Below are 21,794 nucleotides of genomic sequence, written 5' to 3'. Positions count from 1 at the left end.
ATCGGGGAGGAAAGACCGCTCAGATTAGCAGGGATGCGCCGCGCGGAACATCCGCAGCGTTGCGACACGCGCGGTTCAGGACATGTAAAGCGCATATGAAGGGCATACGCCTACCGTCCGCCAACGGCATGCCGACGAAGCCCCGACAGTCCGCTCACAGCCAGCACACGTTCCTTCCGCGCCGTGCCGCCATGCGTAATACAATACGGCGCGGGCATGCCCGATCCCTGAATACACGCTCGCCGCCTGACAGCGGCCACCATAACCGATGCTGGCAGAACAACGTCATCAATATATTCTGGCTCAGGTCACGAAGACGGGCGCACTGTCGGTCGCCGAGCTGGTTCGCGAGCTCAACGTATCGCGCGAGACCATCCGCCGCGACCTGAACGCGCTCGCCGAGCGCGGCCTGATCGTGACGACGCACGGCGGCGCGCTGTCGAGCGACCGGCGCGAGCCGGACCTCGATACCCGGGACGCCGCCAATGCCAGCGCGAAGCGCGCAATCGGCGAGCGCGCGGCGCAACTGGTGCCCGACGGCGCGTCGGTCATCATCGATTCGGGCAGCACGACGCACGCGGTCGCACGCGCGCTGACTGACCGCCACCGGCTGACCGTCTATACGAACGACTGGCGCATCGCGCTGCTGCTCGGCCGGCGCAACGACAATCGCGTGACGCTGCTCGGCGGCGAGCTGTCGGACAACGAAGACGCCGCGTTCGGCCTCGATACGATCACCCAGCTGTCGCACTATCACGCGGACTTCGCGCTGATCGGCGCGGGCGGCATCACGCCGGACGCACAGTTGTCCGATTACTCGCGCATGGCGGCCGAAGTGCGCTGCCGGATGATCGGCGCGGGCAATACGGTCATCGTCGTCGCCGACAATTCGAAGTTCGGCCGCGTGACGCCCGTGCGTATCGAAGGAATGGAGAAGGCGCGCTACGTCGTCACGGAGCTCGCGCCCGACCGCGCGCTCGCGAAGGCGATCACCGCGCGCGGTCCTGAAATCCTGATCGCGTGAGTGTCGCGCTTCGCATTCCTTCCGTCTTGCTTACCTCACGCTGATGCCGAGGTCCGCCAGCGTCCGGCCGATTGCGGCGACGGCGTTGTGCATCTCGTTAGTATCGATAGCACCGATGCAGCCGACGCGGAACGTCTCCACTTGCGTCAGCTTGCCCGGATACAGGATGTACCCGGCTTCGCGCACGGCTGCATAAAACTGCACGAATTGCCACTTCGGATCGCGCGGCGCGTGGAACGTGACGATCACGGGCGCCTGCACGTCCGCCGGCAGAAACGTCTCGAAGCCGAGCGCCTTCATGCCGCCGACAAGCGCCGCGCAGTTACGCGCATAGCGCGCGCCGCGCGCGGGCTGGCCGCCTTCCGCGATGAACTGGTCCAGCGCTGTGCGCAGCGCGGCGACCACGTGCGTCGGTGGCGTAAAGCGCCATTGTGTGGTCTTTTGCATGTACGCGAACTGGTCGTACAGGTCGAGCGCGAGCGACGGCGAACGGCCTTCGCACGCTTCGAGCACGCTGCGCCGCACGATCACGAAGCCCATGCCGGGCACGCCTTCCAGACACTTGCCGCTGGCCGACACCAGCGCGTCGATACCGCTGTCGCGCAGGTCGATGGGCAGCGCACCGAACGAACTCATCGCGTCGACGATCAGGCTTTTGCCGTGGTGCTTGCAGACGGCGGCGATCGCGTCGAGCGGATTGAGCAGGCCCGCGCTCGTCTCCAGATGCACCTGCGCGACGTGCGTGATGCGCGGGTCGTCGTTGAACGCGTCTTCGATTGCGGCGGGGCTCACGGGTTCGTCCTCGCGCAGCGGCAGTTCCACATACGCGATGCCCATGCGCTGCAGCACCTTGATGATGCGCGCGCAGTAAGCGCCGTTGTTCGGCACCAGTACGCGGCCGTCGCGCGGCACCAGCGTGCCGAGCGCCGCTTCGACGGCGAACGTGCCGCTGCCCTGAAGCGGCACGCACACGTAGTCATGCTCGCCATGTACGATCTCGACGAGATCGGCGCAGACGCTGTGCGTCATGCGATTGAACGCGGTATCCCACGATCCCCAGTCGCGCAGCATCGACTGACGCGTGACGGGCGAGGTCGTCAGCGGTCCTGGCGTGAGCAGGATCGGGTCGTTTCCAGAAATCACACAGCCTCCTTCGTATGGATCGGTTGCGCCGTTGCGGGCGCACATTGCATGGCCTGTTGTATTGCCAGCTGCCTTGCATATTATTGGCTATTTGTGTCATTTTGTGGAAATCGGCAGAATCTTCACGTCGGTGTCACAAAAAAAGACGATCCTTGCCGTGCCCGTTCAGGCAAGGCAGCCAGCAACGCGTAATCGTCGGAGGGATGCCTTGGCGCAAACGCCGCAAAAAAAGTTGTCAGCAATCTGCAATTTCAGCGGCTTCGGCCGCGACGTCAGGTGGACAGCGCGCCCGAAGCGCGGTCCGGACACCACCACTAACGGGTTACCCACAGGTTTTTGCCTTTCGGAGAGAACGACATGAAAAAGACGGATCACCTTCGCTCGACGGGCCGCGTTGGTCGTATTGGCCATACCGCTCGCAAACTGCTGCCCGCGCTGGTCGCGGCGGCGGCGTTCGGCGGCGCGATGTCCGCGCACGCGGCGGGTGCGGTCGTGCTGTACACGGCTGACGGCCTCGAAAATCTCTACAAGGACGTGCTACCCGCGTTCGAGAAGCAGGAAGGCGTGAAGGTCAACATCGTCACGGCCGGCAGCGGCGAAGTCGTGAACCGCGCAACCGTCGAAAAGGACGCGCCGAAGGCCGACGTGCTCGTCACGCTGCCGCCGTTCATCCAGACGGCAGCGCAGTCGGGCCTGCTGCAGAACTATCAGAGCGTGAACTACAAGAACGTGCCCGATATCGCGAAGGCGTCGGACGGTGCGTGGGCGACGTTCGTGAACAACTATTTCTCGTTCGCGATCAACCCGGAAGTGGTGAAGACCCAGCCGAAGACGTTCGCCGATCTGCTGCACCCGGACTACAGCGGCAAGGTCGCGTACTCGAACCCGGCGACGGCGGGCGACGGCATGGCCGTGATCATCCTGACCACGTCGCTGATGGGCGAAGACAAGGCGTTCGACTACCTGAAGAAGCTCGAGCAGAGCGCCAAGTTCCACACCAAGGGCACGGGCTACCTCGACGTGCTGCTCTCGCGTAACGAAATCGCGGTGGCGAACGGCGACCTGCAGATGGATCTCGACGACGCAGCCAATGGCGGCCTGTCGATCAAGCCGATCTTCCTCGCAGCCGAGCCGGGCGGCCAGCCGACCACGTTCCAGTTGCCGTACGCGATCGGCCTGATCAAGAACGGTCCGAACCAGGCGGCAGGCAAGAAGCTGATCGACTATCTGATGTCGACGGAAGTGCAGTCGAAGGTGCCGGACATCTTTGGCATTCCGGGCCGCACTGACGTAGCGCTTTCGGGCAAGAACGGCGCCGCCGTCAAGCAGGCGATCTCGGGCGTGAAGCTGATTCCCGTCGACTGGAACCAGGTGATGGCGAAGAAGGCTGACTGGACGGCTCGCTGGAAGAGCGACGTGATCGGCAATTCGGGCAAGCAGCTCGAAGTCGTCAAGCCGAAGTAAATACGGCATCTGATGGAACGCGCGGCGCGATGATCGTTGAAACGCTCGTCACGCCGCGCAAAAAAGCATTCTGGCGCTTGCATGCGCCAACCAAAGTCACCAACGTAAGAGGATGGACCCGGTGAATACAGTAACGACTCTTGCTGGTTCGGGCGCGCTGGACGCCACGCCGCGCGCGCAAGGCGTCGCGCAGACGGGCGCGCCCGGCGGCGTGCAGATCGAACATCTGACTGTGCGCTTCGGCTCGCGCACGGTGCTCGACGATCTGTCGCTGACGATCGAGCGCGGCGAACTGTTGACCGTGCTCGGCCGCAGCGGCTGCGGCAAGACGACGTTGCTGCGCTTCATCGCCGGTTTCATCGAGGCGGACGGCCTTGCAGGCACGTTGACAGTCGCGGGCCGCGACCTCACGCATATGCCGCCGCACAAGCGCAATCTGGGCCTGCTGTTCCAGAGCTATGCTCTGTTCCCGCATTTGTCCGTGTTCGAGAACGTCGCGTTCGGTTTGCGCGCGCGCCGGATCTCGACCAAAGAAATCGCGCGGCGTGTCGCCGACGCGCTGAAGCTCGTGCAGCTCGGCGACGCCGGCCACGTGATGCCCGCGCAACTGTCGGGCGGCATGCAGCAGCGCGTGGCGCTCGCGCGTGCGCTCGTGATCGAGCCGGATGTGTTGCTGCTCGACGAACCGCTTTCCGCGCTCGACGCCAATCTGCGTGCGTCGGTGCGTTCCGAACTGAAGGCGCTGCATGAGCGCCTGCCGAATCTGACCATCGTCTGCGTGACGCATGACCAGGACGACGCGCTCGTGCTGTCCGACCGCACGCTGCTGATGCGCGAAGGCCAGATCGCGCAGCTCGGCACGCCGCAGGAACTATACGACCAGCCCAACGACGCGTTCGTCGCGCGCTATCTCGGCGCGGCCAATCTGCTGCCGCCGAGCGTCGCGTTCGCACTCGGCGACGTGCGTTACAGCGAGCGCGAGCGTGTCGCGTGTCTGCGTCCCGAGGCGATGCGTATCGTGCCGCTTGGCGAAGGTCAGTTGCACGGCACGATTTCGACGGTCGAATGGTACGGCTCGGTGCTGGCCGTGCAAGTCGCCCTCGACGCGATGCCGAACGAACCCGTGCAGGTGTCGATGCAGCGCGGCACGGGCATGACGCCCGAGAAGGGCGCGCGGATTTCCTTGCGTTACGAGGCAGACGATGTCGTCCTTATTCAGCCCTGACGCCCGTCCCGACGCGCTCGCGCAAGCGGCTGACGCACGCCGCGCTGCGACGGCCGCCTCGCACGCGGCGGCAAAGCGGCGGCGCGAGCGCCTGTCGCAAGCGCATCTGGCGTTTCTCGCCGTCTTCGTGCTCGGCCCGCTCGTGATTTATCCGCTTGTGCGGCTCGTGTTGCTGAGCCTGTCGGGCGAGCATGGATTGAGCTTTCACGCGTACTCGACGTTCTTCCAGAACCCCGAAACGAGCGGCGTGATCGGCACGACGCTGTGGATTCTGTTCGCCAGCGCCGGGCTCGCATCGCTGCTCGGTGTCGCGCTCGCGTCGCTGCTGTTCTTCAAGCCGTTTCCGGGCGCGCGCCTCGTCACGCGGTTTCTGGAACTGTTCGTCGCGTTCCCGTCGTTCCTCGTCGCGTTCACGCTGATCTTTCTGTACGGCTCGCAAGGCTCCGTCAGCATCGGGCTGCAACGGCTCTTCCATCTCGAAGCGCCGCCGCTCGATTTCCTGTTCGGCATCGGCGGCGTGATTCTCGCGGAAGTGGTGTTCTACGCGCCGTTCGTCGTGCGTCCAACACTTGCGTCGTTCGCGATGCTCGACATGCGTCTGATTGAAGCCGCGCGCAGTCTCGGCGCGAACGGCTGGATGGTCGCGTTTCGCGTAATCTTGCCGCTCGCGTGGCCAGGCATCGCGGCAGGCACGATCCTGTGTTTTCTGCTGACGCTCAACGAGTTCGGCATTCTGCTCGTGCTCGGCAGCGCGCATCTGATCACGCTGCCCGTGGCGATCTACAGCTCGGCCACCGTCGATCTCGACCTGCCGACGGCTGCCGCGGGCGCCGTCGTGATGCTGGCGATGTCGCTGTCGTTGTATGCGCTATACCGCCAGGTCAACAAGCGCAAGGTGAGGGGAGCGAAGTAATGTCCGATCTCGATCAAACTGTGCTGCCCGCCGTGCAGCATCGCGCGCGGCCCGTTCAACACGGATTCGTCGCGCGCGTCGCGGGCGGGCTGTTCATGGCGTTCGCCGCGCTGTTGTGCTTCTGGCTGTTCGTGCTGCCCGTGATCGTGGTCGCGCTGTCGAGCGTCGCCGCGCACTGGTCGGGCACGATCCTGCCTGACGGCTTCAGCATGCGCTGGTTCGAGCGGCTCGGCGGCAGCGATTTCGATGCGCTCGTGACCAGCTTGCAGATCGGCTTCGGCGTCGCGATCCTCGGCACGATTCTGGGCCTGTGGCTCGCGCTCGCGCTCGAAGGGCGCGACCGGCGCGGCCTCGGCGCGCTCGTCGATACGATCGCGATGGTGCCCAACGGCGTGCCGAGCGTCGTGCTTGGTCTGGCCGTGCTGATCGCGTATCACAAGAAGCCAGTCGATCTGTCGAGTTCCGCTGCCATCGTCGTATTCGTGCAGCTGGCACTGGTGCTTCCATTCTGCTATCGCTGCGCGGCGGCTGCGTTGCGACCCGAACTGACCGTATTGCGCGAGGCGGCTGCGAGCCTCGGTGCGCCGCCGTCGATGGTGCTGCGCCGGGTCGTGCTGCCGCAACTGGTGCCCGCTATCCGCGCGTCGCTCGCGCTCGGCTTCGCGCTGTCGCTCGGTGAACTGGGCGCCACGCTCACCGTTTATCCGCCGGGTTTCGCGACGGTGCCGATCGTCGTCGTCGGACAGGTCGAGCGCGGCTATTACCTACCGGCGTCGGCGCTGTCGCTGATTCTGCTGATTGCATCGCTCGCTGCGCTGATGCTGATTGCCGCCCGCGTGCCGCGTCGCCGCGTGGACTGATCGTCAACGTTTCCTGATTTTTCGTGAGGTGTGCCAAGCCAGCACACCACGCATGTAAATGTGGCAAATATTGTCGAAATGACCGAAAATATGGAAATTGACTCGGGCGACCGGATCGACGTGGTCAGGCGGCATTCGTTGACGGCGCTGGTGCGCGACGAGATCGAACGGCACATCGTCGACGGCAAGCTGGCGCCCGGCGACAAGCTGAATGAAACGGATTGGGCCGCGCGTCTGCAGGTGTCGCGCGGGCCGGTGCGTGAGGCGTTTCGCGCATTGGAGCAGGCAGGGCTGGTGCGCAACGAAAAGAACCGTGGCGTGTTCGTGCGGACCGTGTCGCTGGCGGAAGCCGACGAGATCTACGCAGTGCGCGCCGTACTCGAAGAGGCGGCGTGCCGGATGCTGGCGCCGCGTATCGATGCCACGCAACTGGCGGCGCTGCGCGCGCATGTCGACGCAATGCGCGCCGCGCTCGATGCCGGCGATCACGACGCGTATTCGCGCGCGAACGTCGCGTTTCACGATGCGATCGTCGCGACGGCGGGCAACGGCAAGCTGTACGAGACGTATCGCAGGCTGGTGGGTGAGTTGAGTCTGTTCCGGCGCGCTGCGCTGGGCGTGCGGGGTGATGCGATGGAGCGTTCTCTCGCCGAGCATCGCGCGATTCTCTCGGCGCTCGCTGCGCGCAATGCGGACGAAGCCGCGCAACTGATGCTCGCGCACGTGGACGGCGGCAGGCAGCGCGCGCATGAGGCCGTCGAGCCGCGCGCGTCAAACGGAACGGACGACGGCAATGACGGGTTGAGCGCGCTGCTCGCCTGAACAGAGGCGGAACGAATCAAGAACACGCGTCGACGACGCGTAGGGAAGAGTGCAATGGCAATCCAATCCGAACGTAATGTTGAAGTGAATGGCCGCAGCTACCTGCTGCCCGTCAAGCCGACGGTAGTCGTGTGTGTCGACGGCTGCGAGTACGACTATCTGGAAGCGGCCGTGAACGCGGGCGTTGCGCCCTTTATCGGCAAGATGTTGCGCGACGGCGCGGCGTTCAAGGCCGACTGCGTGATTCCGTCGTTCACCAACCCGAATAATCTGTCCATCGTCTGCGGCGTGCCGCCTTCCGTGCATGGCATTTGCGGCAACTACTTCTGGGACCCGCAGGCCAACGAAGGCAAGGGCGCGGAAGTGATGATGAACGATCCCGCCTACCTGCGCGCGCCGACGCTGCTCGCCGCTGCCGCCGATGCGGGTGCCGCCGTCGCCGTCGTCACGGCCAAAGACAAGCTGCGCCGCCTGCTCGGCAACAAGATGACGGGCATCTGCTTCTCGGCGGAGAAGGCCGACAAGGTGACGCTCGACGAGAACGGAATCGACGACGTGCTCGGACTGGTTGGTCTGCCCGTGCCCGACGTGTACAGCGCGGATCTTTCCGAGTTCGTTTTCGCGGCGGGCGTGCGGCTCGCGCAGACGCGCAAGCTCGGCCTGATGTATCTGTCGACCACTGACTATATCCAGCACAAGTGGGCGCCCGGCACGGAAGGCGCGAACGCGTTCTACGCAATGATGGACGGCTATCTGGCGCAACTCGACGCGCTCGGCTGGGTGATCGGCCTCACCGCCGACCACGGCATGAACGCGAAGCACGATGCGCAGACGGGCGAGCCGAACGTGATCTATCTGCAGGACGTGATGGACGAATGGCTTGGCGCGCGCGCGGCCCGCGTGATTCTGCCGATCACCGATCCCTACGTCGTGCATCACGGCGCGCTCGGTTCGTTCGCGACGATCTATCTGCCGCCCGACGCGAACGCGCGCCAGGTGATCGAACGTCTTGCTGGCTTGAAGGACATCGAGGTCGTGCTCGACAACCAGGCGGCGTGCGAGCGCTTCGAGTTGCCGAACGACCGCGTGGGCGACATCGTCGTCGTCAGCAAGAAGAATACGGCGCTCGGCACGCGCCGCGATGAACATGACCTGTCGGGTTTGACCGTGCCGCTGCGTTCGCATGGCGGCATCTCGGAGCAGGTGGTGCCGCTGATCTTCAATCGACGCATCGACGAATCACGTGTCGCAGGCAAGCGTCTGCGCAATTTCGACGTGTTCGACCTTGCGTTAAACCATGTGGCGGCCTCATGAACGCAATCCTGCAGTCCAACGACCATCCCGCGTTTCGTGCGGAAGCGCTGCGTCTGAAGGGCGAGCGCGCGGGTCGCACACGTACGCTCGATGTGTTCGATCCGTATTCGGGCTTGCGCGTCGGCACGGTGCCGATGGCGAGCGTCGATGATGTGCGCGCCGCTTTCGAATACGCGGGCGCTTATCAAGCGAAACTTTCGCGTTACGAGCGCTCGCAGATTCTCGAGCGCGCGGGCATCCTGCTGCGTGAGCGGCTCGAAGCGGCGTCGGATCTGATCTCGCTCGAATCGGGCTTGTCGAAGCTGGACTCGCGTTATGAAATCGGCCGTGTCGCCGACGTGCTGAAGTTCGCATCGATCGAAACCTTGCGTGACGACGGCCAGAGCTTCTCGTGCGATCTGACGCCGCACGGCAAGAAGCGGCGCGTGTTCACGCAGCGTGATCCGCTCGCGGGCGTGATCGTCGCGATCACGCCGTTCAATCACCCGATGAACCAGGTCGCGCACAAGATCGCGCCTTCCATCGCGACGAATAATCGCGTGATCCTGAAGCCTTCGGAAAAGGTGCCGCTGTCGGCTTACTTTCTCGCCGATGTTCTGTATGAAGCCGGTTTGCCCGCGCCGATGCTGCAGGTGCTGACGGGCGACCCGCGCGAAATCGCCGATGAACTGATCACGAATCCGCTCGCCGAACTCGTCACGTTTACGGGCGGCGTGGCGATCGGCAAGCATATCGCCGAGCGCGCGGGCTACCGGCGCGTCGTGCTGGAACTCGGCGGCAACGATCCGTTGATCGTGCTCGAAGACGCGGATATCGAGCGCGCGGCTACGCTGGCCGTGCAGGGTTCGTACAAGAACTCGGGGCAGCGCTGCACGGCCGTCAAGCGGATCATCGTGCAGAAGAGTATCGCTGCGCGCTTTACGGAACTGGTCGTCGAGAAGACGCGCGAATGGACCTACGGCGATCCGTTCGATACGTCGAACCAGATGGGCACTGTCATCGACGCCGACGCGGCGCGGCTGTTCGAAGCGCGCGTGAACGAGGCCGTCGCGCAGGGCGCGCGCCTGTTGACGGGCAACCAGCGCAAAGGCGCGCTGTATGCGCCGACGGTGGTCGATCAGGTCGATCCGTCGATGACGCTGATCCGCGAGGAAACGTTCGGCCCCGTCTCGCCGATCATCACCTTCGACACGATCGAAGACGCAATCCGTATCAGCAATGGCACGCCGTTCGGTTTGTCGTGCGGGCTATGCACGAACCGGCAGGATGTGATTCCGCGCTTTATCAACGAACTGCGCGTCGGCACGGTGAACGTGTGGGAAGTGCCGGGGTATCGCGTCGAGCTGACGCCGTTCGGCGGCATCAAGGATTCGGGGCTCGGATACAAGGAAGGCGTGCAGGAAGCGATGAAGAGCTTCACGAATCTCAAAACCTTTTCTCTTCCGTGGGAGTGATGTTGTGGCATTGAATCTCGACGACATTCGCGGACTGTTCGAAGCGCACGGCCAGCTTGCCTATAGCGGCGAGCCGGTGACGCAGCTCGAGCATGCATTGCAAAGTGGCGCGCTGGCGGAATCGGAAGGCGCTGCTGAAGAACTGGTTGCGGCGGCGTTTCTGCATGACCTCGGGCATCTGCTGAACCGGCAGGGCGAGACGCCGACCGCGCGCGGTATCGACGATCTGCATCAATATTTTGCGTTGCCGTTCTTGCGGCCGGTGCTGCCGGAAGCGGTGCTGGAGCCGATTCGGCTGCACGTCGATGCGAAGCGCTGCCTGTGCGCGATCGATGCAGCGTACTTTGGGAAGTTGTCGGTGGATTCCGTGCGCAGTCTTGAGCTGCAGGGCGGCATATTCAGTGACGTCGAGGCGCAGGCATTTCTGAAGAAGCCGTTTGCCGAGGATGCGCTGCGCTTGCGTCGCTGGGATGATCTGGCGAAAGAAGCGAATCGCGCGACACCGGATCTCGATCACTATCTAAATCTCGTGTCGCGTGTGATGGAGCGGCATGCTGCCGTTTGACTTGGATCGGTAGGCAGGCCGCGTGTACTTGCCACCTATGTCATGCGTTTTACGCACATCAAAAAACCGCTTGCAACCACGCAGGCAAGTGTCTAGAATTCCGGTCTTTCGCGCTGCGGCCAACGCGGCGCGAATGAAACAAGGAAGGCGGGAGAGCCAGTATTGACGGGGCTTTCCGGTGGAGTCGGCGGGTTGGGAAGTTAAAAAACCGGTTGACGAAACGAAAAAGGTTCTTCATAATCTCGTTTCTCTGCTGCTGACGCAGCAACGCGGTGAAAGCAAGGCGCTTCCCGCGGAAGTTCTTTAACAATCAACAGCCGATAAGTGTGGGTGCTCGATGGCGAGCGCGCGGTGATCTTCGGGTCGCCGGATAGCGAAAGTAATCGAGTCTCACACAGAAGTAATTGAGGAAGGTTCGAGAAATCGAAACTTTCGTCAGTGATTTTGAGTGAGCGACCGGGTTCGAAAGAGCCCGAAAAACAGTAACAGGTTTGAACTGAAGAGTTTGATCCTGGCTCAGATTGAACGCTGGCGGCATGCCTTACACATGCAAGTCGAACGGCAGCACGGGAGCAATCCTGGTGGCGAGTGGCGAACGGGTGAGTAATACATCGGAACGTGTCCTGGAGTGGGGGATAGCCCGGCGAAAGCCGGATTAATACCGCATACGCTCTGTGGAGGAAAGCGGGGGATCTTCGGACCTCGCGCTCAAGGGGCGGCCGATGGCAGATTAGCTAGTTGGTGGGGTAAAGGCCTACCAAGGCGACGATCTGTAGCTGGTCTGAGAGGACGACCAGCCACACTGGGACTGAGACACGGCCCAGACTCCTACGGGAGGCAGCAGTGGGGAATTTTGGACAATGGGGGCAACCCTGATCCAGCAATGCCGCGTGTGTGAAGAAGGCCTTCGGGTTGTAAAGCACTTTTGTCCGGAAAGAAAACCGCTTCTCTAATACAGAGGCGGGATGACGGTACCGGAAGAATAAGCACCGGCTAACTACGTGCCAGCAGCCGCGGTAATACGTAGGGTGCAAGCGTTAATCGGAATTACTGGGCGTAAAGCGTGCGCAGGCGGTTCGCTAAGACCGATGTGAAATCCCCGGGCTTAACCTGGGAACTGCATTGGTGACTGGCGGGCTAGAGTATGGCAGAGGGGGGTAGAATTCCACGTGTAGCAGTGAAATGCGTAGAGATGTGGAGGAATACCGATGGCGAAGGCAGCCCCCTGGGCCAATACTGACGCTCATGCACGAAAGCGTGGGGAGCAAACAGGATTAGATACCCTGGTAGTCCACGCCCTAAACGATGTCAACTAGTTGTCGGGTCTTCATTGACTTGGTAACGAAGCTAACGCGTGAAGTTGACCGCCTGGGGAGTACGGTCGCAAGATTAAAACTCAAAGGAATTGACGGGGACCCGCACAAGCGGTGGATGATGTGGATTAATTCGATGCAACGCGAAAAACCTTACCTACCCTTGACATGTACGGAATCCTGCTGAGAGGTGGGAGTGCCCGAAAGGGAGCCGTAACACAGGTGCTGCATGGCTGTCGTCAGCTCGTGTCGTGAGATGTTGGGTTAAGTCCCGCAACGAGCGCAACCCTTGTCCCTAGTTGCTACGCAAGAGCACTCTAGGGAGACTGCCGGTGACAAACCGGAGGAAGGTGGGGATGACGTCAAGTCCTCATGGCCCTTATGGGTAGGGCTTCACACGTCATACAATGGTCGGAACAGAGGGTTGCCAAGCCGCGAGGTGGAGCCAATCCCAGAAAACCGATCGTAGTCCGGATCGCAGTCTGCAACTCGACTGCGTGAAGCTGGAATCGCTAGTAATCGCGGATCAGCATGCCGCGGTGAATACGTTCCCGGGTCTTGTACACACCGCCCGTCACACCATGGGAGTGGGTTTTACCAGAAGTGGCTAGTCTAACCGCAAGGAGGACGGTCACCACGGTAGGATTCATGACTGGGGTGAAGTCGTAACAAGGTAGCCGTATCGGAAGGTGCGGCTGGATCACCTCCTTTCCAGAGCTTCGCGCTTCACAAGTTGAGCGCTCACACTTGTCGGCTGTTAATTGAAGACAGGCTCAGGGGTCTGTAGCTCAGTCGGTTAGAGCACCGTCTTGATAAGGCGGGGGTCGATGGTTCGAATCCATCCAGACCCACCAGCGTCTTGTCTGCGGTGGCTGATCGCAAACCCCCCTGTGTACTGTGTGACTGGGGGATTAGCTCAGCTGGGAGAGCACCTGCTTTGCAAGCAGGGGGTCGTCGGTTCGATCCCGTCATCCTCCACCAATTCCCAATGCCTAGCGTTCAGTGTGAACCGAGTGCTATGCATTGGCGATTGAGCCAGTCAGCGAATGATGTAAGGCATAGCGCTTTATATCGGCTGTCGTTCTTTAACAATCAGGAAGAAGTAGTAAAGAGATTCACGAAAGCGTGCTTAGAGATGGGCGCGTGAGTAGGTGAATCAGGGTTGTGATTGTATCAATGTATTTTTTGAGTTCATCGAAAGACGAACCTGGAATACGGCACAACGCGAATACTCAACCTGTAGCGAGTGAGTCTGGCGTGGCAACACGAAGAGACACACCCGTTATAGGGTCAAGCGAACAAGTGCATGTGGTGGATGCCTTGGCGATCACAGGCGATGAAGGACGCGGTAGCCTGCGAAAAGCGGTGGGGAGCTGGCAAACGAGCTTTGATCCACCGATATCCGAATGGGGAAACCCGGCCCGTATGGGTCATCCATGGCTGAATACATAGGCCATGTGAAGCGAACGCGGTGAACTGAAACATCTAAGTAACCGCAGGAACAGAAATCAACCGAGATTCCCAAAGTAGTGGCGAGCGAAATGGGACCAGCCTGTACTCTTTATCTTCGTTGTTAGCCAAACGCTCTGGAAAGTGCGGCCATAGTGGGTGATAGCCCCGTAGGCGAAAACAGCGAGGAAGAACTAGGTGTACGACAAGTAGGGCGGGACACGTGAAATCCTGTCTGAAGATGGGGGGACCATCCTCCAAGGCTAAATACTCGTGATCGACCGATAGTGAACCAGTACCGTGAGGGAAAGGCGAAAAGAACCCCGGGAGGGGAGTGAAACAGATCCTGAAACCGCATGCATACAAACAGTCGGAGCCTCGCAAGGGGTGACGGCGTACCTTTTGTATAATGGGTCAGCGACTTACATTCAGTGGCGAGCTTAACCGATTAGGGCAGGCGTAGCGAAAGCGAGTCCGAACAGGGCGATTCAGTCGCTGGGTGTAGACCCGAAACCAGGTGATCTATCCATGGCCAGGATGAAGGTGCGGTAACACGTACTGGAGGTCCGAACCCACTAACGTTGAAAAGTTAGGGGATGAGCTGTGGATAGGGGTGAAAGGCTAAACAAACCTGGAAATAGCTGGTTCTCTCCGAAAACTATTTAGGTAGTGCCTCGTGTATCACCTTCGGGGGTAGAGCACTGTCATGGTTGAAGGGTCCATTGCGGATTACTTCGCCATAGCAAACTCCGAATACCGAAGAGTGCAATCACGGGAGACAGACATCGGGTGCTAACGTCCGGTGTCAAGAGGGAAACAACCCAGACCGCCAGCTAAGGTCCCCAAATATGACTAAGTGGGAAACGAAGTGGGAAGGCTAAAACAGTCAGGAGGTTGGCTTAGAAGCAGCCACCCTTTAAAGAAAGCGTAATAGCTCACTGATCGAGTCGTCCTGCGCGGAAGATGTAACGGGGCTAAGTCATATACCGAAGCTGCGGATGCGTGCTTTGCACGCATGGTAGGAGAGCGTTCCGTAAGCCTGCGAAGGTGCGTTGAAAAGCGTGCTGGAGGTATCGGAAGTGCGAATGCTGACATGAGTAGCGATAAAGGGGGTGAAAGGCCCCCTCGCCGTAAGCCCAAGGTTTCCTACGCAACGTTCATCGGCGTAGGGTGAGTCGGCCCCTAAGGCGAGGCAGAAATGCGTAGCTGATGGGAAGCAGGTCAATATTCCTGCACCAGTGTGAAATGCGATGGGGGGACGGATCGCGGAAGGTTGTCCGGGTGTTGGAAGTCCCGGTCGCTGCGTTGGAGAAGGTGCTCTGGCAAATCCGGGCACGGAATTCAAGGGCGTGGCGCGAGCTCTCTAGGGGGCGAAGCAATCGGAAGGGGTTCCAGGAAAAGCCTCTAAGCTTCAGTTTCACATTGACCGTACCGCAAACCGACACAGGTGGGCGAGATGAGTATTCTAAGGCGCTTGAGAGAACTCGGGAGAAGGAACTCGGCAAATTGGTACCGTAACTTCGGGATAAGGTACGCCCCTGTAGCTTGAGCCCCCTGCGGGGTGAGGGTGAAGGGGTTGCAATAAACTGGTGGCTGCGACTGTTTAATAAAAACACAGCACTCTGCAAACACGAAAGTGGACGTATAGGGTGTGACGCCTGCCCGGTGCCGGAAGATTAAATGATGGGGTGCAAGCTCTTGATTGAAGTCCCGGTAAACGGCGGCCGTAACTATAACGGTCCTAAGGTAGCGAAATTCCTTGTCGGGTAAGTTCCGACCTGCACGAATGGCGTAACGATGGCCACACTGTCTCCTCCCGAGACTCAGCGAAGTTGAAGTGTTTGTGATGATGCAATCTCCCCGCGGCTAGACGGAAAGACCCCATGAACCTTTACTGTAGCTTTGCATTGGACTTTGAACCGATCTGTGTAGGATAGGTGGGAGGCTATGAAGCGTGAACGCCAGTTTGCGTGGAGCCGTCCTTGAAATACCACCCTGGTTTGTTTGAGGTTCTAACCTTGGCCCGTGATCCGGGTCGGGGACAGTGCATGGTGGGCAGTTTGACTGGGGCGGTCTCCTCCCAAAGTGTAACGGAGGAGTACGAAGGTACGCTAGGTACGGTCGGAAATCGTGCTGATAGTGCAATGGCATAAGCGTGCTTAACTGCGAGACCGACAAGTCGAGCAGGTGCGAAAGCAGGTCATAGTGATCCGGTGGTTCTGTATGGAAGGGCCATCGCTCAACGGATAAAAGGTACTCTGGGGATAACAGGCTGATACCGCCCAAGAGTTCATATCGACGGCGGTGTTTGGCACCTCGATGTCGGCTCATCTCATCCTGGGGCTGTAGCCGGTCCCAAGGGTATGGCTGTTCGCCATTTAAAGAGGTACGTGAGCTGGGTTTAAAACGTCGTGAGACAGTTTGGTCCCTATCTGCCGTGGGCGCTGGATATTTGAAGGGGGCTGCTCCTAGTACGAGAGGACCGGAGTGGACGAACCTCTGGTGTACCGGTTGTCACGCCAGTGGCATCGCCGGGTAGCTATGTTCGGAAGAGATAACCGCTGAAAGCATCTAAGCGGGAAACTCGCCTTGAGATGAGATATCCCCGGGGCTTCGAGCCCCTTGAAGGGTCGTTCAAGACCAGGACGTTGATAGGTCAGGTGTGGAAGCGCAGTAATGCGTTAAGCTAACTGATACTAATTGCCCGTAAGGCTTGATCCTATAACAGGTGTGTCTCGTGTCGATGATCGTTAGTGCTTCAGCACTTACGAGCATCCCACTCCCGAAGGGAGTACGGACACGCACACGGTTGAGTGATCAGTGTTGTGCCAGAAACAACACAACCCATACCCTCTTTACGCTTCTTCCAGATTGGCTGTGGCGCGACCCAAACCGCGACGCAGCAACCCGTCATGCCTGATGACCATAGCGAGTCGGTACCACCCCTTCCCATCCCGAACAGGACCGTGAAACGACTCCACGCCGATGATAGTGCGGATTGCCCGTGTGAAAGTAGGTAATCGTCAGGCTCCTTACCCAAGACAAGACCCCGCCCTCAAAAGCGGGGTCTTGGCGTTTCTAGCGCACGTTTTTAACGTCGTGCCACGACATCGCAACAGCCGTGGCCGGGCCGCAATGGCCGACCTTCCACGACATCCCCTCTACCAAACCAGAATTCGTCTTTACCGACGAACGATAGTGACGTCTTCGTTCACTTCGAGGACGTCATCAGATCCTCTTCAACGAAGCGCAGAATCGCCTCTGTCAGCGCCTCGCGCGGATAGGCATTTTGCGTGACGAACAACGAGCCAATGGTGGGATGCGTCCGGGCGATGGGCACGGCGAGCGCCCAGTGATCGGCGTTCACATATCCAAGAAGCGTACTTCCGGGCATTACCTGATCGTAGAAGATGACCTGGCTGTCATTGCGTGAATCGATACGCGCGAGCTTGTCATAGCTCGATTTCAGAATCGACGAGATGCGTTCCGGCTGCGGGAACGTCACGAGCGAGTAGTAGCGCAGTTCGCCCGGAAGCGGATGCTGCGCGAGCCACGCCTTGCGCGTGGCGGGTCGCAGACTCTGCACCGCGCCCCCATCGCCCGGTGTGCACGTCGCGCCTGGGAAATGCCTCATCAGGTCGGCCTGATATTGCTCCGCGTCGTTAGCGAGTGGCGACCCGCCTATCGCACCCGCTGCGCTGACTACAGCCGCCACACGGTTGCGGATTTCCGGATAGGCCACCACTGCTTCAAGAATGTCGGGCGCGCCCTTCGAATAGCCGATCAGCACGACGCGTGGCGCGCCTTCAGGAGGCGGCATGGCCATGATGGCGTCGCGGATCTGCCGCGCGTTATTCGCCGAACCCGAAAGGGCATCGACATCGATCAGCATTCCGTCATAACCGGACTGGCGCAGATTCGCGACGACCGTGCCTTGCGTATTCAGCCAGGGTCTGAAGCAGTCGTACCCGATCCCTGCTACGACAGCAGCGAGGAGGTGCCTTTGCGACGGCTTCAGATCGACCGGCTTGCCGTTACCGGGCGGCTCAGCACCTACGCGTGTCAGAGCGTCATCACAAGGCCGGTAGTCGGGCAGTGCGGTGCCGTGCGCTTCGAGGACGGCGCAATAGATCTCGCGAAAGCGCCCGCGCGCGTCCCGCACGCCGGCCTGCGATGCTGGAACCAGTACCAGCGGTGGTGTATCGGCGGAGTACGGGACGAGCGGTTTTGTTGCGCATGCACCGAACAGGAGAGCGGCGCACGCAGCCATCACGGCCGCTGCCGGGCGAGCGAAGGTCAGGTCATTTGGTTGCATCGCCCGTTTCCTTGCGTTGGATCGCCTCGCGCTGCTCAAGATACGGCACCCAGTCGATAAGCTGTACATCCGAGAAACTGAGAGGCCGCGTCGCAAAGAACATCACTGCACGCAAACCATCCGTGTAGTAGGTCGGGTTGTCGAGCGTCGTCCGCGGCTGCGTCTTCGTCGCCTCGCCGACACCGTACACGAAACCGAGCCTGTCGAGACCACCCGAGTACATCAGGTCCTGGATCAGGAAGTTGCGAGCTTCGTCGACATTACCGTGCAGGATGAGGTGTGCCTCGCCACGCGGTACAAAGCGTCCGCCAACAGGGCGGCCGACTTGCGCGACATAGACCGGTTGCCCCTGAAAGCGGATCGGCGTAAGCCACGCGCGTATCCACGTGGCGGGCGCGCCTCCCTGCGCCTGCTTGCGCCCGACAGCGTCCGCTTCCCGCCCGAAGACTCTCTGCACGGCGTCGGACCCGCGCAAGTCGCGTCGATAGTTGCGCCGTACCAGCGCCGCCCCGATGTCGGTAAGCTTGCCGACCAGCACCGCGTTCAGCGGATCGGCATTGACGGGGCCATCCGCGCTGGTGGCGCAGCACGGCAGATGTTCCAGCGCGGCCCGCAGCGACGCGAGATCCGGGCAGTCTGTGATCGCAGTCTCGGGATAGGCGAAGGAGAGCTGATCGTATTGCTGGACTGACGTGCCGCCCGGCACGGGCGCAAAGAGAGTGAACGGGATCAGCGTTTGACTACCGAACAGATCGATATTGACGAGCTTGGTCACGCGATCTGGGTTCGTGAACAGAATGCCGCTGCGCGTCTCTCCCGGCGGTATCGGGTTTTTGAAGCCGAGGTTGCTGAAGTAGTCGTCGATCTGCGTATTCGTTGCGCCGCCGATCAGGGTATGAAACGGCCACGCGACTTCATGCGGCGAGAAATAGTCCGGATCCGTACCGGAACGCAGCAGCCATAACGCCTGCGACGTCCCATTCTGCACTTCGACCCAGACAGACTGCACATGCGTTTTCTCGATATCGACACCGAACATGCGCACGTTGTCGTCACTGCCCAGCACGGCCGCGCTCACGCGCACATTGCGATTGGTGGCGCTCACGGCGCGCGTGCGCAATGGCCCGTCGTCGACATGCGGCGGGGCCTGCCATGTCGAACAGCCCGCGATTGCAAGCACGAGGCTCGCCGTGAACACCACGCGCTTCAACGCATGACATAAGGCACGCACGACGCTCATCGTTTCCCTCCGGACGATGTCCCCCTGAACGCGTCATCGGTGACCCAGGGGAATAGCTCGATCTCCGCGAGCGATCTCGGCGCATGGTCGAATACGAGCACCTGGCGATAGCCGTCCGTGTAGTACGGATCGGTTGTCAGGTTTTCGCGCGGCGTGCTCTGCGGCGCAGCACCCACACCCGCGACGAGACCAAGCTTCACGAGGCTCTGCGAATAGGCCATGTCTTCCGTCAGGGCGGTGCGCGCCTCGTCCACGTCAGGGTCGATCTTGTGCGTCGTGAGCGTCGGCGAATGAAAGGTGAGGCGAACGCCAATGTCGCGGCTGATCTGACCCACCCACACGGGTTTGCCGTGGTAGCGCATCGCGGCGAGCCAGAGCCGCAAATGGTTGCGCTGGTGGATGGTGTCACGTGCTTTTTGCAGCGCGAGATCCTGCGCGCGGCCGAACAGATAGAGATCGCTCACGGGCGCATTGACGTAGGGTTCGCCGGAGAGCGCGGACGTCACCATCTTCCAGATCGCGCCCGACCACTTCTGCTCGGTCGGACTCCAGCCGCGCCGCACCAGCGCGGGAAAGGCGTCGTCGAGACCGCCCACGATCACCAGGTTGATGGGGTCTCCATTCTTCGAACCGTCCTTGTTGGTCACGCAGCATGGCAAGGCTTCGAGCGCCGAGCGGAAGGCCTCGTCATCCGTATAGTCCACGACAGAAACGTCCGGGTCAGCAGCACGCTTGAAAACGTTGCTTGTCTTGTAGTCGGCCTGGAACCCGGGCACGACGGTGAGGATCGAGAACGTCTGCGCCCGCCCGCTCGCGACGAGATCTACTTCGACCAGCTTCGCGCCCTCGCTGAGGTTGGTCAGCACGAAGCCGGATGCCGTCTGCCCAGGCAGAACCGGGTTGCGGAAAGCGAGTTCGGTAAAGCGCTGGTCGAGTGCGCTGCGCTGTTGCTGCGTCGCGTCACTGTCGAACGTTTCTGCTGCTTCCGACGGCGGAAAGAAGTTGGGATCGAGCCCAGGGCTCATCAGGAAATAGCTGCGACTGTCGTTATTCTCGACTTCAATCCAGACGGGCTGAATTTTCCTTTTGGCGAGCTCGGCGTCGTACAGAGCCCTGCTTTCATCTGATGAAAGTACCGCTGTTGATACACGCAGGTCGCCGTCGGCGCGAGAGACAGCGCGGTTTTGGTAATGGGGCTCAGCGGTCGTGGTAGGGGTTTCGGCGCAGCCAGATATCAGGCAGGCCGTGAAAATTATCGTCAGCACTTGCAGCACGATGCGCTTCATTGGAGCACCTCACCACTGCGCGTCAGCGTAGATTTGAATTACCGTCTTTGGAGGTTTCGGACCTGCCTTGCGAAATGCAAGAAAATTATAGTGCGTTGCATGGACAACCAGCCACGTAAGTGACAGGACTGCCACTTCGCCGCAAAGGAACACCCAGTGATCCACTCCGTCACCGGCGGCAGTCACCCTCGTATTGAACAGTCTGCGGCTATGATTCGTGCTTATTACCCATCCCCGCTGACCAGTCATGTCGTCAACCCACGAAACTCGCCACGAAAGTCGCCTCGATGCAGGGCTGCATGACTTGCGCGTCACGCGTTATGGGTTTCTGCTGCTGGACAACTTCTCGTTGATCGCCTTGGGCACCGCCGTGGATCCGTTGCGAATCGCGAACATGCTTATCGAACGGAAGGTCTACGAGTACCAGCTGATCGGCGCGAGCAACGAATACGTGTGTTCCAGCGACGGGATTCGCGTGATGCCCGACACGTCGATGGCAGAAGCCGGCAAGTTCGACGCGGTCTTCGTCGTCGGGCCCAATCCGATTCCGCGCAAGGGCATCGGCGCCGTGCTGGACTGGCTGCGCTTACACGCGCGCAGCGGGACGGCACTGGGCGGCCTCGACACGGGCAGCTATTTTCTGGCGCGAGCGGGTCTGCTCAATGGCTATCGATGCACGATTCACTGGGAAGACCAGGACGTGCTACTCGAACAGTTCCCAAAACTCACGGTGTCGAACCGTCTGTATGAGGTAGACCGCGACCGCTATACGTGCAGCGGCGGCGTTGCGCCGCTCGATCTGATGGTTCATCTGCTCGGCTTGCCGCCCGGAAGCCATACGCTCGCCGCGCGCGTGCTCGAACTGTTGATCGCCGAGCGGCGCAGTCATGAACAACGGCAGGTCACGTCGCTGCGGCAGTACATCGGTGCCGAGCACGCGAAACTGGACGAAGCGCTGCAGGTCATGGAGAGCAATGTCGAGGAAACCCTGTCGGTGGCGGAGATTGCGACGTTTCTTGAAGTCTCGCAGCGACAACTCGAACGCTGGTTTCAGGAGCGGCTAGGCAAGACGCCCGCGCAGGCTTACCTGGAAATCCGTTTGTTGCGCGCGAGGCAGTTGCTCTACCGAACCGCAAAGTCCCTCGAAGAAGTATGCGCACGCACCGGTTTCACCTCGCTGACGCATTTTGCGACCCGCTACAAGGCGCAGTTTCACATCTCGCCGATGGCAGACCGCAGGCGTTATCAAAAGGCGCTATAAGCCTCGAAATCCACCAGCGACGCGCGCCCGCGCCCCGTTGTGGTTAACCCTCGATGTCGAAATGAGAGAGTCTGATGTCGTATCGAGAAATATTCTGAATCACCACACTCCTAACATTCGCTCACTTCCACAGCATTTTTCACCGA

General features: G+C 60.8%; 14 protein-coding genes, 2 tRNA genes and 3 rRNA genes. 15 read left to right on the top strand and 4 right to left on the bottom strand.

Annotation, left to right across the window (positions count from 1 at the left end; translation table 11 throughout):
- The first annotated feature begins 268 nt into the window (after positions 1 to 268).
- Positions 269 to 1,024, top strand: coding sequence for a DeoR/GlpR family DNA-binding transcription regulator (locus tag H1204_RS22835; protein WP_180733020.1), 756 nt, complete (start codon positions 269 to 271; stop codon positions 1,022 to 1,024).
- Positions 1,025 to 1,054: 30 nt separating this feature from the next.
- Here the strand turns inward: H1204_RS22835 and H1204_RS22830 are convergent, their stop codons facing one another.
- On the bottom strand, positions 1,055 to 2,164 hold the full coding sequence (locus H1204_RS22830) for a 2-aminoethylphosphonate--pyruvate transaminase (protein ID WP_180733274.1): 1,110 nt from the start codon (positions 2,162 to 2,164) through the stop codon (positions 1,055 to 1,057).
- A gap of 360 nt (positions 2,165 to 2,524) precedes the next feature.
- On the opposite strand from H1204_RS22830, the gene phnS reads away from it, so the two are divergent.
- The 13 genes from phnS (at position 2,525) to rrf (ending at position 16,575) form a co-directional block, all read left to right on the top strand.
- Positions 2,525 to 3,631, top strand: a complete 1,107-nt coding sequence (gene phnS, locus H1204_RS22825) for a 2-aminoethylphosphonate ABC transporter substrate-binding protein (RefSeq protein WP_180733019.1) — start codon at positions 2,525 to 2,527, stop codon at positions 3,629 to 3,631.
- Positions 3,632 to 3,752: 121 nt separating this feature from the next.
- On the top strand, positions 3,753 to 4,856 hold the full coding sequence (gene phnT / locus H1204_RS22820; RefSeq protein ID WP_180733018.1) for a 2-aminoethylphosphonate ABC transport system ATP-binding subunit PhnT: 1,104 nt from the start codon (positions 3,753 to 3,755) through the stop codon (positions 4,854 to 4,856).
- Complete coding sequence (locus H1204_RS22815) at positions 4,834 to 5,769, top strand: 2-aminoethylphosphonate ABC transporter permease subunit (RefSeq protein WP_180733017.1); 936 nt, start codon at positions 4,834 to 4,836, stop codon at positions 5,767 to 5,769. Before phnT ends, H1204_RS22815 begins: the two co-directional genes overlap by 23 nt.
- The gene (gene phnV / locus H1204_RS22810) at positions 5,769 to 6,629 is read left to right on the top strand and encodes a 2-aminoethylphosphonate ABC transport system, membrane component PhnV (protein ID WP_180733016.1); all 861 of its coding nucleotides are present in this window, start codon (positions 5,769 to 5,771) and stop codon (positions 6,627 to 6,629) included. The genes H1204_RS22815 and phnV overlap by 1 nt, the downstream gene beginning before the upstream one ends.
- Before the next feature lie 78 nt (positions 6,630 to 6,707).
- Positions 6,708 to 7,451 carry a phosphonate utilization associated transcriptional regulator gene (locus tag H1204_RS22805; protein ID WP_180733015.1) on the top strand — a complete coding sequence of 248 codons (744 nt, stop codon included), beginning with the start codon at positions 6,708 to 6,710 and terminating at the stop codon, positions 7,449 to 7,451.
- Between the two features lie 54 nt (positions 7,452 to 7,505).
- A complete protein-coding gene (phnA, locus tag H1204_RS22800; RefSeq protein WP_180733014.1) occupies positions 7,506 to 8,765 on the top strand; it encodes a phosphonoacetate hydrolase in 1,260 nt (419 codons plus the stop codon).
- Positions 8,762 to 10,219: a phosphonoacetaldehyde dehydrogenase gene (gene phnY, locus H1204_RS22795; protein WP_180733013.1), complete on the top strand. Its 1,458-nt coding sequence runs from the start codon at positions 8,762 to 8,764 to the stop codon at positions 10,217 to 10,219. The genes phnA and phnY overlap by 4 nt, the downstream gene beginning before the upstream one ends.
- A gap of 4 nt (positions 10,220 to 10,223) precedes the next feature.
- Positions 10,224 to 10,784 (top strand): phosphonate degradation HD-domain oxygenase, encoded by a 561-nt coding sequence (locus H1204_RS22790; protein WP_180733012.1) that lies wholly within the window; start codon positions 10,224 to 10,226, stop codon positions 10,782 to 10,784.
- A 493-nt stretch (positions 10,785 to 11,277) separates the two neighbouring features.
- Positions 11,278 to 12,808 (top strand): 16S ribosomal RNA (locus tag H1204_RS22785).
- Positions 12,809 to 12,874: 66 nt separating this feature from the next.
- Positions 12,875 to 12,951 (top strand) — tRNA-Ile (locus H1204_RS22780).
- 51 nt (positions 12,952 to 13,002) lie between these two features.
- A tRNA-Ala gene (locus tag H1204_RS22775) sits at positions 13,003 to 13,078 on the top strand.
- Between the two features lie 307 nt (positions 13,079 to 13,385).
- A 23S ribosomal RNA gene (locus H1204_RS22770) occupies positions 13,386 to 16,267 on the top strand.
- 194 nt (positions 16,268 to 16,461) lie between these two features.
- Positions 16,462 to 16,575: ribosomal RNA gene (gene rrf, locus H1204_RS22765) — 5S ribosomal RNA — on the top strand.
- Together the 16S, 23S and 5S rRNA genes with 2 tRNA genes alongside form the textbook arrangement of a ribosomal RNA operon.
- A gap of 182 nt (positions 16,576 to 16,757) precedes the next feature.
- Here rrf and H1204_RS22760 read toward each other — a convergent pair.
- The 3 genes from H1204_RS22760 to H1204_RS22750 are packed head-to-tail and all read right to left on the bottom strand — an operon-like array spanning position 16,758 to position 20,387.
- Entirely contained in the window at positions 16,758 to 17,861 is a 1,104-nt protein-coding gene (locus tag H1204_RS22760; RefSeq protein ID WP_180733011.1) for a hypothetical protein, read from the bottom strand.
- Positions 17,848 to 19,101 (bottom strand): LssY C-terminal domain-containing protein, encoded by a 1,254-nt coding sequence (locus H1204_RS22755; RefSeq protein WP_180733010.1) that lies wholly within the window; start codon positions 19,099 to 19,101, stop codon positions 17,848 to 17,850. Before H1204_RS22755 ends, H1204_RS22760 begins: the two co-directional genes overlap by 14 nt.
- Positions 19,098 to 20,387, bottom strand: a complete 1,290-nt coding sequence (locus H1204_RS22750; RefSeq protein ID WP_180733009.1) for an LssY C-terminal domain-containing protein — start codon at positions 20,385 to 20,387, stop codon at positions 19,098 to 19,100. The genes H1204_RS22755 and H1204_RS22750 overlap by 4 nt, the downstream gene beginning before the upstream one ends.
- 247 nt (positions 20,388 to 20,634) lie before the next feature.
- Here H1204_RS22750 and H1204_RS22745 point away from each other — a divergent pair, with 247 nt between their 5' ends.
- On the top strand, positions 20,635 to 21,648 hold the full coding sequence (locus H1204_RS22745; protein WP_180733008.1) for a GlxA family transcriptional regulator: 1,014 nt from the start codon (positions 20,635 to 20,637) through the stop codon (positions 21,646 to 21,648).
- Positions 21,649 to 21,794: the final 146 nt, after the last annotated feature.

Origin of the sequence: Paraburkholderia sp. PGU19 (genome assembly GCF_013426915.1) — a bacterium.
Classification (GTDB): domain Bacteria; phylum Pseudomonadota; class Gammaproteobacteria; order Burkholderiales; family Burkholderiaceae; genus Paraburkholderia.
Note: the sequence above shows the minus strand (reverse complement) of the source record. Positions and strands in the feature narration are given on the sequence as shown.

Coding starts and splice junctions, on each gene's coding strand:
- H1204_RS22745 (WP_180733008.1), top strand. CDS start 20,635: ATGTCGTCAACCCACGAAACTCGCCACGAAAGTCGCCTCGATGCAGGG.
- H1204_RS22805 (WP_180733015.1), top strand. CDS start 6,708: ATGACCGAAAATATGGAAATTGACTCGGGCGACCGGATCGACGTGGTC.
- phnA (WP_180733014.1), top strand. CDS start 7,506: ATGGCAATCCAATCCGAACGTAATGTTGAAGTGAATGGCCGCAGCTAC.
- H1204_RS22760 (WP_180733011.1), bottom strand. CDS start 17,861: ATGCAACCAAATGACCTGACCTTCGCTCGCCCGGCAGCGGCCGTGATG.
- H1204_RS22835 (WP_180733020.1), top strand. CDS start 269: ATGCTGGCAGAACAACGTCATCAATATATTCTGGCTCAGGTCACGAAG.
- phnV (WP_180733016.1), top strand. CDS start 5,769: ATGTCCGATCTCGATCAAACTGTGCTGCCCGCCGTGCAGCATCGCGCG.
- H1204_RS22755 (WP_180733010.1), bottom strand. CDS start 19,101: ATGAGCGTCGTGCGTGCCTTATGTCATGCGTTGAAGCGCGTGGTGTTC.
- phnS (WP_180733019.1), top strand. CDS start 2,525: ATGAAAAAGACGGATCACCTTCGCTCGACGGGCCGCGTTGGTCGTATT.
- phnY (WP_180733013.1), top strand. CDS start 8,762: ATGAACGCAATCCTGCAGTCCAACGACCATCCCGCGTTTCGTGCGGAA.
- H1204_RS22750 (WP_180733009.1), bottom strand. CDS start 20,387: ATGAAGCGCATCGTGCTGCAAGTGCTGACGATAATTTTCACGGCCTGC.
- H1204_RS22815 (WP_180733017.1), top strand. CDS start 4,834: ATGTCGTCCTTATTCAGCCCTGACGCCCGTCCCGACGCGCTCGCGCAA.